The sequence below is a fragment of the Vibrio sp. 10N.261.55.C5 genome (assembly GCF_041470505.1).
GTDB classification, from domain to species: Bacteria; Pseudomonadota; Gammaproteobacteria; order Enterobacterales; family Vibrionaceae; genus Vibrio; species Vibrio crassostreae_C.
The window spans coordinates 66,792-77,740 of record NZ_JBFRMS010000061.1 but is presented as its reverse complement, the minus strand read 5'-3'; the positions used below and the strand labels follow the sequence as shown (position 1 = coordinate 77,740).

At 44.1% G+C, this 10,949-nt stretch carries 9 protein-coding genes; 4 read left to right on the top strand and 5 right to left on the bottom strand.

Annotation, left to right across the window (positions count from 1 at the left end; all coding sequences use genetic code 11):
- The first annotated feature begins 386 nt into the window (after positions 1 to 386).
- Positions 387 to 1,316, top strand: coding sequence for a carbamate kinase (locus AB4263_RS20990; protein ID WP_371724785.1), 930 nt, complete (start codon positions 387 to 389; stop codon positions 1,314 to 1,316).
- Positions 1,317 to 1,527: 211 nt separating this feature from the next.
- On the opposite strand, the gene maiA is transcribed toward AB4263_RS20990, so the two are convergent.
- The 5 genes from maiA to AB4263_RS20965 form a co-directional block, all read right to left on the bottom strand.
- A complete protein-coding gene (gene maiA, locus AB4263_RS20985) occupies positions 1,528 to 2,217 on the bottom strand; it encodes a maleylacetoacetate isomerase (protein ID WP_372098837.1) in 690 nt (229 codons plus the stop codon).
- Between the two features lie 38 nt (positions 2,218 to 2,255).
- Positions 2,256 to 3,293: a fumarylacetoacetate hydrolase family protein gene (locus AB4263_RS20980; protein WP_372098836.1), complete on the bottom strand. Its 1,038-nt coding sequence runs from the start codon at positions 3,291 to 3,293 to the stop codon at positions 2,256 to 2,258.
- A 9-nt stretch (positions 3,294 to 3,302) separates the two neighbouring features.
- Positions 3,303 to 4,478: a homogentisate 1,2-dioxygenase gene (locus AB4263_RS20975; RefSeq protein WP_372098835.1), complete on the bottom strand. Its 1,176-nt coding sequence runs from the start codon at positions 4,476 to 4,478 to the stop codon at positions 3,303 to 3,305.
- The gene (hppD, locus tag AB4263_RS20970) at positions 4,471 to 5,544 is read right to left on the bottom strand and encodes a 4-hydroxyphenylpyruvate dioxygenase (protein ID WP_372098834.1); all 1,074 of its coding nucleotides are present in this window, start codon (positions 5,542 to 5,544) and stop codon (positions 4,471 to 4,473) included. Before hppD ends, AB4263_RS20975 begins: the two co-directional genes overlap by 8 nt.
- A 437-nt stretch (positions 5,545 to 5,981) precedes the next feature.
- Positions 5,982 to 8,030: a DUF3466 family protein gene (locus AB4263_RS20965; RefSeq protein WP_372098833.1), complete on the bottom strand. Its 2,049-nt coding sequence runs from the start codon at positions 8,028 to 8,030 to the stop codon at positions 5,982 to 5,984.
- Between the two features lie 301 nt (positions 8,031 to 8,331).
- Between AB4263_RS20965 and AB4263_RS20960 the strand changes: the two genes are divergently transcribed.
- The 3 genes from AB4263_RS20960 to AB4263_RS20950 all read left to right on the top strand — a co-directional run bounded on the left by AB4263_RS20960 (position 8,332) and on the right by AB4263_RS20950 (position 10,898).
- Complete coding sequence (locus AB4263_RS20960) at positions 8,332 to 8,577, top strand: hypothetical protein (RefSeq protein WP_017072318.1); 246 nt, start codon at positions 8,332 to 8,334, stop codon at positions 8,575 to 8,577.
- A gap of 288 nt (positions 8,578 to 8,865) precedes the next feature.
- A complete protein-coding gene (locus tag AB4263_RS20955) occupies positions 8,866 to 10,236 on the top strand; it encodes an ATP-binding protein (RefSeq protein ID WP_137001643.1) in 1,371 nt (456 codons plus the stop codon).
- Positions 10,233 to 10,898, top strand: a complete 666-nt coding sequence (locus tag AB4263_RS20950; RefSeq protein ID WP_017094156.1) for a response regulator — start codon at positions 10,233 to 10,235, stop codon at positions 10,896 to 10,898. The genes AB4263_RS20955 and AB4263_RS20950 overlap by 4 nt, the downstream gene beginning before the upstream one ends.
- The last annotated feature ends 51 nt before the right edge of the window (positions 10,899 to 10,949 follow it).

Here is a 10,949-nt window from a genome sequence, read left to right as displayed (position 1 = left end):
AAAGTGTGCTCGCGCCCTGTAATGCGATCTGCTCATCATATTTAAAACAAAAATAGAAAATTAATCATTTTATAGCCAGAGATAATATTCACTAAAGACGAATCATTCATACCAAAAAAGCCTCCACCGCTAGATTGTATCCAAGCTTATGGATATTTAATCGAATTGCAATAACTCCTATTTCCACAGCTCCATTTCTAGTGAAATAATAATTTGATAACTATCACATTTAGGACGATTATTTTCCCATACTATCTCGGTATGTTAATTACTTAAGAGTGATTAAAAACTTAGTCACTGTTATTAATAAGCTTGAATTTAATTATAAACAAGCGGTTAATCCCTACGTAAAATAAAATCATTATTAAATGATCGGAGACATTATCATGCGCATAGTATTAGCTTTAGGCGGTAACGCTCTTTTAGCAAGAGGCCAAGCATTAACGGCTGAAAACCAACGTGAAAATATAATCAAATCAGCGGCGAGTATTGCCGCGATCGCACGCGAGCATGAGATTGTTATCGTTCATGGTAATGGCCCACAAGTAGGTTTGTTGATGGAACAAAACGCGGCTTATAACGAATATTCGCCTGAGACGACCCCGTATCCAATGGATGTACTCGGCTCTCAAACCTGTGGCATGGTGGGCTATATGTTACAGCAAGAACTAAGAAACATTGACCCTGAATTAGACGTAGCGACGCTAGTCACGCAAACTGAAGTATGCAAAAAAGACCCTGCGTTTGCTAACCCAACTAAATTTGTTGGCCCTGTATATACAGAGCAACGAGCTAAAGAGTTAATGGCTCAAAGCACAATGCAGTTTAAAGCTGATGGCGAGTATTACCGTCGCGTTGTGCCTTCTCCTATGCCAAAAAGCATTGTTGAAATTCAGCAAATTGAAACTCTTCTAGATACAGAAAACCTTGTTATCGCTTGTGGCGGCGGTGGTGTTCCCGTGAGTATTGAGCATGGTAAGAGTACTGGCGTAGAGTGCGTAATTGACAAAGACCTTACGGCTGAATTACTGGCTGAAAAAATCCATGCCGACTTATTTATTATCTTAACCGATGGTTCGATTTTCCGTAACTATGGTAAAGAAGACCAAGCAGAAATGAAGCAAGCAACGCCTGCTGGTTTAGCAGAATTTTCATTCCCTGCTGGTTCTATGGGGCCAAAAATTGATGCCGTTTGTAAGTTCGTTGAAGCTGGATTGGGTAATGCGGCGATTGGTTCATTATTTGATTTAGATAAAATAATTACCAATGAAGCTGGTACTCTGATTACTAAAGGTGAAGGTATTTTTTATTATTAATATTATCGAATGATAATCACCACTAATATAAAACCTTGGGGTAAAGCCTTTTAATTAATAACAAGGCTTTTTATTAAATCCATATTAGTTCTAAACGAGATAAATATTAACACACTAACTGTATTTAATATATTTAATGTTGGAAACCGCTTCTTTCAAGAAGCGGTTTTGGCAGCGCAAGGGAAGAGTATTTGCATTTACATCAGTGAATCTACATGGACTCATTCGCATCCGCTTGGTTCTCTGGCATCGCGTCGATAAAAGCGGGTAACTGATTACACGCTTCGACAATTGAGTTAATCAGCGGATAAGGTGACATATCAACTCCAAAACGCAGCGCGTTATACACCTGTGGCACCAAGCAAATATCGACAATGCATGGTGAATCGGTGAGGCTATACACCGAATCACCGTGTGCTTTTCTGTGCTTTGCCAGTTTCTCTTCTAGAGCACGGAAACCTTGGTTCATCCAATGATGAAGCCAGTCCATTCTCGCCTCTTGCTCGCACGACAATTCCCGCTCCAAATACTGCAACACGCGCAGGTTGTTCAGAGGGTGAATTTCTATCGCAATATCCTGAGCCATTGCCAACGCTTGATAGCGCAATGGTGTTTGCTCGGGAATCAACAAGGAGTCTGGGCTGCTCTCACATAAATATCTTTCATCCAAGTATTGCAAAATAGTCAGCGACTGATTGAGTTTAACTTCACCATCCACCAGCACAGGCACTAACTCACTGGCGTTGAGCTCACGATATTGTGGATCATGCTGCTCGCCGCCATTACGCACCAAATGCACCGATTTAGACTCATAGTCGAGTTGCTTTAGGTTCAATCCAATACGCACCCGATAGGCGGCCGAAGAGCGCCAATAACCGTAAAGTGTCATGTTCTGATTCATACAATGATCTCGCTCGAGCTGAATCTTTATAATATGGGTTATAACGCTCGATATTGGCTAACTTTTTGGTCAATCGCACCAAAAATGGAATCACCCGCCGTATCAAACATCTCTAGGCGAATCGAGTCGCCAAACGACATGAATTGAGTCGAAGGTTTGCCATCGCGAATCGTCTCAATCATGCGCACCTCGGCAATGCATGAATAGCCCACGCCGCCCTCGGCAATTGAGGTGCCGTGGTCAGTGCCTTGCTTATTCGATACCGTGCCTGAACCGATAATAGCCCCCGCCGACAGTGGTCGAGTTTTCGCAGCATGCACAACTAACTCGGCAAAATTGAAAGTCATATCCACACCGGCATTCGGACAACCAAAAGGTGTGTCGTTGTAGGTTGAAGTCAGTGGCAGGTGCACTTTGCTCCCTTTCCACTGTTCACCCAGCTCATCGGGCGTAACAGCAACCGGAGAGAACGCTGAAGAGGGCTTGGATTGGAAGAAACCAAAGCCTTTCGCGAGCTCTGCCGGAATCAAACCACGCAGCGACACATCATTCACTAACATTAGCAGACGAATCGAATCATGCGCTTGCTTGGCGCTGGCTCCCATTGGCACATCTCCGGTGACAACCGCAACTTCACCCTCGAAATCGATACCCCATTCGTCACTGGCAAATTCAATGTTGTCACGTGGCCCAATAAAGGCATCTGAGCCGCCTTGATACATAAGCGGGTCAACCCAGAAGCTTTCTGGCATTTCAGCACCACGCGCTTTACGCACCAGCTCAACGTGGTTTACATATGCGCTGCCATCAGCCCATTGATAAGCGCGTGGCAGAGGCGATTCACAATACTGAGAAGCAAACACTTCACTGCCTGTCACATGCCCGTTGTTTAACGAGGTGTATAACTCTTCTAACTGAGAAACAACGCTGTCCCAGTTATCCAGCGCCACCTGCATGGTGGGTACAAGGTGCATTGCATGGAAAATTTCGGTGGCAGCTACACATTGTTTAAGATCTTTACTTACGACCATCAATAGACCGTCGCGAGTGCCATTTTTCTTGGTTGCTAATTTCATCCTTGTCCCTTACTTCTTATCGTCAGCCATGGTTTGAGAACCTGTCTCTTGCAAACCAGTGTCTTGCCAACTGTAGACATATTCTTTGTTCTCAACGCTATCGAGTTCATCAGAGAACTGCAGCGCGTGGCGAGTATCGATCATCACCGCCACTTCATCGGTAAACTTCTTCTTGTGCGCTTGCCCTGCCTTAAAGGCTTTAGGGTGAGGCCCATGCGTAAACCCAGCCGGATGGAAGGTCACCATGCCCGCCTCAATGTTATCGCGACTGAAGAAGTCACCTGCGTGATAGAACAGCACTTCGTCGTAATCATCGTTGTTGTGGTAGAACGGCACTTTTAACGCCCCAGGATCGCTCTCAATCGGGCGTGGCACAAAGGTGCACACCACAAAGCCTGCGCCAACAAAAGTCGTGTGTGCAGACGGTGGCAAGTGGTAGCGATGTGACATCAGCGGTCTGATATCGCGCCAGTTCACTTTCACCACAGCCAAGTCACCATGCCAGCCAATCGCGTCTAAAGGATTGAACGGATAAGTGATCACGCTGACTTTGTCGTGGCGTTTTACCTGAACTTGAGTTTGATCTTCTGAATACTGAGCGCGGAATTGATCGTTGATCGATGGTATTTCAAGAACCGCTGGATCAAACACCGCGTGATTGCCGACCATGCCTTTCTCTGGCAAGGAGTAAGCCGCGTCTGTATTCTCAATCATCAAGATAAACATCGGCTCGCTTGGCTCTAAACGCCAGTTGGTCGAGCGCGGGATCATCACGTAATCCCCTTCACTCACCTCTAGATGACCATAGTCACAATAGAGATCGGCGCTGCCTTGATGAATGAACAGCAGCTCATCACCGTCGGAATTACGCACCAAGAAATCCATCTTCTCGTCCATGCGCCACACACGAATTTTGCAGTCCGCATTATGCAAAAGATGAGGCACAGCCCAAGGCGTTATCTGGCTGGCTTTTTCCACCAGCGTGAAATCAAAAGCGCGAGGGCGCAGATCACCCTCCCACTCCGACCAACCTGTTGGGGCATGTTGGTGATGAAAGTGAGCCGCTGGGCCGAAGAACCCACTTCGGCCCGCCTCTCGCTCATAAATTGCCTCTTCGGGAAAATCGGCGTGCGCTTGTTTAGAGCACACACCCTCCCGATGAGGAAACGAGATCCATTTATGCATCGTCTAATACTCCTCGACGAATCTGGTCCTCTTCAATCGATTCAAACAGCGCTTTGAAGTTACCTTCGCCAAAGCCTTCATTACCTTTACGCTGAATGATTTCAAAGAACACAGGCCCGATTACCGTCTGTGTGAAAATTTGCAGCAAGATGCCGTCTTTGGTCGGCGCACCATCAATCAGAACGCGTAGGTCACGCAACAGATCGGTATCTTCCCGGTGGCCTTTTACACGATCGTCAACTTTCTCATAGTAGGTATCTGGGGTTGGCATAAAGTCCATGCCGCGATCACGCAGGGTTTTCACCGTTTTGTAGATGTCATCCGTAGCAAGCGCGATGTGTTGGATACCTTCGCCGTTGTATTCACGAATGAACTCTTCAATTTGTGATTTGTCATCTGAAGACTCATTGATTGGAATACGGATCTTGCCACATGGTGAGGTCATGGCACGGCTCACAAGGCCTGTCAGCTTACCTTCAATGTCGAAGTAGCGAATCTCACGAAAGTTACCGATACGCTCATAAAAACCAGACCACAGATCCATATTGCCTTGTTTCACGTTGTGCGTGAGGTGATCGATCTCATAAAGGCCTACGTCGGCTTTCGCCATGCGCTCTTGCGCGTCATCATAGAATCGGAAATCGACGTCATAGATGCTCTGCTTGCCATAACGATCCACAAAATAGAGCAGGCTTTCACCGATGCCGTAAATGGCAGGAATACTCAGCTCCATCGGCCCTATTTCTGTTTTGTACTCTTCACCGCCGCCCTTAAACGCTTGTTCCATTGCTGCTGTCGCTTCGTTGACACGAAAAGCCATGCCACAGACCGATGGCCCATGCACTTTAGCGAACGCTTCCGCTTGGCTGTGCGGTTGTTCATTAACGATGAAGTTGATGTCACCTTGTCGATACAGCCAAGCCTCTTTTGAGCGATGCTTGGCGACCTCAGCAAAACCAAGTGACACAAACAGTGCTTTAAGTTGCTCAATTCCCTTGTGGTCAACGGCCGTGTATTCAACAAACTCGAATCCATCCGTGCCAAGCGGGTTGTATGTATCCACCATGAACTTTCTCCTTGTACCTATTGGTTTTGTATTACGTGTTTTTTGTCCTTAATTAAATTTGGCCCACAAGCGGAAAGATTGGAATGCATCGAAGGAAATGGGCAATAACGCTAAAAACCCGTCAAATTGTAAAATAATTGTTACACACAAACCCTCACAACAGGAAAGTGAGTGCTATCAAGGGATTGAAAGAGGGTGGTTTGATTTACAGCAAAGCAAGAGATGTTACTTAATTGTTACAAGTGATTTTTTTGGCTAAAGCAGAAAGAGATAAGTGTATGTTGAACGTAAAAAGAGCATCACAAAACAGGTGATGCTCTTTTAAAAAGCTTCATATCCCAGCGGTATTCTTATGGGACGAAGTATCAAACCTAACCCATTACTTTAATGGTTGACGGTCAAATAGAGGTTGTTTCTCTCGTGAGCACGTCATCAATTTAGGCAATCACAGAACGAGACTTTTTCAAGCGAACTGAAAGCACGGACATTAAACTGATAAGCACCAATAACCCGGTACCGGCACCACTACGTTCAACATCTTCAGCGCTATCATCACTTCTTTCAGCAATGTCTTCACTTGTTGCTCCAGATATCGGGATAAGTTTCACAGCCACCACCCTCTCGTCACCTACTCCATCATTACAATATGCAAAGTGCGCGGTTGAATCATAAGCCATAGAAGAGGAGCTACTTTCACTCGCAAAACATTGTATTGCCGTCCCTGAGATAACACCCGCATCATTAATGTCGGTTGCGTCCAATATTCTAAAGTGGTTGTTGGCATCACTGTAGTCACCACCGTTAGTTAGGTCGTCTAACCACCAAGCTTGATCATTATATCTTGCACGTCTATCAGCATCGGTACCAATGTCGTTGTAAGGGAAAATGAAGCCGCGATGCCTCCTTTCATGGCCGTCTACTTCAGAGTGAGTTTCTGCGTCAACATAGCCAACAATTTCATTGTAATTATTGATCTCACTTGCTTTTCCTTCTGCACTATCAAAGAAAATGTCTTCACCTAAACTTGCGAAGAATGTAGCTGTTGGCGTTGTGTCATTCGCATCAGCGACAAACATACGATTGTCAGACACACGATCCGACGGATAATCACCATCTCGTTTTGCATAACCAATAACCATCATGTTTTCATTAATATCTGTTGCGACAGAATTACTGTGAATGTATGAATCACTCACTTCTACCGTCGCATTAGCGATAAATGTCGTCGTCCAAGCATTTTCCGAAACGCTGAAATTTGACGTACTGCTTGGCCTAAACACAGCAGCCTGCATAAGAAAGTTATCAGAATCATCTAGCTCCGTATTGTAACCGACTAAAACAGGATAAGAGCTATATGTCCCTCTAGATGAAATCGTTGCAGCCCTCACACTCGCCTGTGCTGAAGCTTCATCATCGTTGTAAGAGTAATAGGTCGAACTGGTTTCCCAATCAGATACTGAGAAACGGTTTCCATCATCATTGGGGCCATTCGCATCGGTTATATTCCAGACAAAAGCTCGATTAGCAAAAGCAAAGTTCTGACACTCTGGATATAAAGCAGGCTCAATATCTTCATCGATACAATTATCTAGATCCTCTGCATCACTGTCGGATGTGTACGGAGAGTCATAATCTTTATACTCATCACTGTAATAAAAAGTCGCAACGGACGCGCTTCCGACCACATAGCCTTCCCCTCCATAACTGAAAGAATCAAAAGCCATCGTTCTTCCCATTTGGGAGATTATATTCGCTTCGCCGTCAGCATCGCTGATCGTAATGCTGGTATCGGCTTCAGGTTGGAGAACCGTAAATTCAGTGCCTGTATCGTAGTAACCACGCTGCCTATACAACTGAATATATTGGTTGTTATAGCTGTAATAACCACTGCTGGTGTTACCAAGAACAAAACCATTCTCGTCAACTTTAGTGATCACCTTCTCCTCTGTTCCATCAACAAAGGAATAACTATAACTGCTCACATCAGGTGGATTACTGCCAACATCAGGGATATCACTTAACGAATAAGAGTCATAGAAAGCCGTGGAATTGGTCTGATAGCTCAGCTCGTAATATGCGTCACGCTCATTTCTCAAGCCTCCAATGCCTGCATCCTCATCGCCATACCACAACAAAGAACTCCAAGCTTCACAAGTCGCGTAGCCAAGTTCACTTGTGCAGTAGCTATAGATATCGTCATAATCCAAATAGTAGAACGTGTTATCGATACCAAAAGGGACCTCCTCTTTAAAGGAAAAACCTGGTTCTGCATTTTGAGCTTCCCCTGCGAATGCGTAATCGGTGTCACCACAACTGGTACTAAAGCAATCCGTTGTACCAAGCTCTGGTTCAACTGCAACCCCATACACCGATTCCGTTTCTACTGGTGATTCCTCCAAAACCACCCTATAAAGAGCAGCGTTACTATAAGAAGCAACCAACAACGTAGAAGAGACAACGACTGATTTTTTTACCATTACCTTCATTCTACGGCTCCTAAAAAATAATCCATTTCAATACCAACGATAGCTTTCTGCCTTTATTGCTAAAGGCATTAAATTCATGAGTTCAATAATGGACTAGGATAAAAATAGAAAATGTGGAAACTATGTAGAAACAATGGAGGTTTAAACAACCTGACTTGATGGGCTAATGATCTGATGCTCTTATAAAGTTAAGCGCTAACTTTCATCTCCTAGATTTATCCATTTTCTCTGCTAATTTGATCGCTAACCTATTTGCGTCAAAGAATTACACTTATATTTGGTTACGAAGAGGAATTAAATGATGAACAAAATCACGACAGCATTACTTTTACTGACATCGACATTCGCGCTTCAAGCGTGTGCTGAAAGCCGTGAAGGCCCAAGAGAAATGCCAAGCTTTGAAGAAATGGATGCAAACGGTGATGGCGAATTACAATTAGAAGAGCTCAGAGGTCCACTCGCCGATGACTTTGATAAACTAGACGCAGATGGAAGCGGTGGTCTATCGGAAGAGGAAGTTCCGCCACCACCACCAAGACGTCAATAATGGTTAGAGGGTTATCCTAAAATAGTGATAATTCAATGCGAGCTGATGGGATATAGCACCCTGTCAGCTCGCTATTCGTTTCTAACAAAAGAGTGCTTATACATGGCCTAAGATGAATAAAGAAATCAATGTCCATATTTCCCACACGATCGAGGGCTAATATTGGTTTATCTCATTTTATTGTCTTAACTCACTCTATCGTCTTAATTCACTTTAATTTCTGGAGAGAACGTGCGCATATCAATTTTCACCAAACTGTTTGTTTCAATACTAATGGTGTGCGTGACCATGCTCTTTGTACTGACCTATTTTATTAACTCCAGTTTTCAAAGAGGGCTCCAAGATTTCACAAATAATAATGAGATTGCCCTAGCTCAAGAACTCGCCAATAACTTAAAGCAATATTACTCACCTTCCGAAAAGTGGAGGCGGCTAGAGCGAGAACCACATTTAATCGCCAGTAGCATTAGCGGCCCCTCACGACCACATCCTCGTGACAGACACCCATCGCCACCACCATTAAGAGAGCCGGAAGCACCAGGCCTTCAACCTATTTGGCAACGACTCAACATTTTAGATCAAGACGGGCGAGCCATAATTGGACCGCCTGAAAACCTACATCACCTTGAAGATGGTCAGCATCAAGCACTAGTCGAAATAACACTGGATGATCAAGTTATTGGGTATATCTCCATCGTCCAGATGGATGAAATATCAGGGCCTTTAGCAGAAAGCTTTTTCAAACAACAAACGACGCATGTAAGCACTATCGCATCGATTACCGTGTTGCTTTCATTCCTTATCTCTTTGTTTCTTGTTAGGCGATTTTTGAAACCATTGCGTGCTTTGTCGAAAGGTGCCAAATCTATCGAAAATGGCGATCTCGATTTCTACATTAAAAAAAGCGGCAATGATGAATTGTCCGATCTCATCGGAATATTCAACGGTGTAGTCGAAACACTAAGAAAACAAAAAACACTTAGAGAACAGTGGTTATCGGATATTTCACATGAACTTAGAACGCCTATCACCGTGCTAAGAAGTGAACTAGAAGCGCTACAAGACGGTATCCGATCTCCTGAGCCAAAATATATCGACTCGTTACATCAACAAATCATCACACTGGGTCAACTCGTTGAGGATCTTCATCAACTCTCCCTGTATGACATCGGATTTAACCTCAATGTTAAAAACAACGTTGATATACATAAACTGATTGATTCTGTGATCGTTCAAAACTCGATCCGTTTAGAACAGAAAAGAATCACATTAACAAAGCACTATGACCATTCAGCCCCACTGTTTACCTCGTGTGATGAGAGATTACTGACACAACTGTTTGTGAATCTGTTGGAAAATAGCGCACGATACACTAGCGATAATGGGCATGTATCGATAGATGTTACCGACATTAGTGATAGTATTATTATCAACGTTGAAGACAGTGATCCAGGTGTACCTGATGCATCACTTCCGCGTTTGTTTGAGAGGCTTTACCGCGTTGATAAATCGCGCAGTCGATCAAGTGGCGGTTCTGGGCTTGGCTTATCTATCTGTAAAAATATCGTTGAAGCGCACCAAGGACACATTACTGCCGACCACTCAGAATTGGGTGGACTACGAATCATCATAGCGTTACCAAAGGAAATAAAATCGTGATTTTAGTCGTCGAAGATGAGCCTGCATTAGCAAGTGTACTGTGTGAGTACTTAGAGCACTCTGGCCTTGAAAGTCATCATATTATCGATGGTAACCTTGTCATTGACTGGGTAAAGCAAGCATCGCCTAAACTCATTATTCTCGACCTCATGCTACCCAATCGAGACGGGTTGGATATTTATCGAGAGCTGAGAACGTTCAGTGACATCCCAGTGGTTATGGCGACAGCCAAGGTCGAAGAGATTGATCGACTCGTTGGGCTTGAACTGGGTGCAGATGATTATATATGTAAGCCGTACAGCCCGAGAGAAGTAGTCGTGAGGGTGAAAAATATTTTGCGCCGTTCCAACAAGCCCCAAGCCACGTCAACAACGAACGCCATTGATATTGATGAATTGAGTATGACCGCCGTCCTATGTGGTATTAAGCTAAGTTTAACGCCAGCTGAGTTTCGGCTTTTGCACCTTCTTTATCAAAATGTTGGCCGCATTTATAGTCGCGATCAATTGATTGATAAAATCTACGACGATAGAAGAGTGGTCAGTGATCGCACTATCGATAGCCATATTAAAAACTTACGCAAAAAAATGGTCTCGATAAATGAAAAATGTGACTACATCAAATCCATTTACGGGATAGGTTACAAACTAGAAATAGAATAATACGAATCAAAAAGCCGCTGTAGTCAGCGGCTTGATGAGTTCTAGAACGAA

Excerpts from the sequence above, each read along its gene's own strand:
- AB4263_RS20965 (WP_372098833.1), bottom strand. The coding sequence starts at position 8,030 with ATGAAGGTAATGGTAAAAAAATCAGTCGTTGTCTCTTCTACGTTGTTG.
- hppD (WP_372098834.1), bottom strand. The coding sequence starts at position 5,544 with ATGGTGGATACATACAACCCGCTTGGCACGGATGGATTCGAGTTTGTT.
- AB4263_RS20975 (WP_372098835.1), bottom strand. The coding sequence starts at position 4,478 with ATGCATAAATGGATCTCGTTTCCTCATCGGGAGGGTGTGTGCTCTAAA.
- AB4263_RS20980 (WP_372098836.1), bottom strand. The coding sequence starts at position 3,293 with ATGAAATTAGCAACCAAGAAAAATGGCACTCGCGACGGTCTATTGATG.
- AB4263_RS20955 (WP_137001643.1), top strand. The coding sequence starts at position 8,866 with ATGCTCTTTGTACTGACCTATTTTATTAACTCCAGTTTTCAAAGAGGG.
- AB4263_RS20990 (WP_371724785.1), top strand. The coding sequence starts at position 387 with ATGCGCATAGTATTAGCTTTAGGCGGTAACGCTCTTTTAGCAAGAGGC.
- AB4263_RS20960 (WP_017072318.1), top strand. The coding sequence starts at position 8,332 with ATGAACAAAATCACGACAGCATTACTTTTACTGACATCGACATTCGCG.
- maiA (WP_372098837.1), bottom strand. The coding sequence starts at position 2,217 with ATGAATCAGAACATGACACTTTACGGTTATTGGCGCTCTTCGGCCGCC.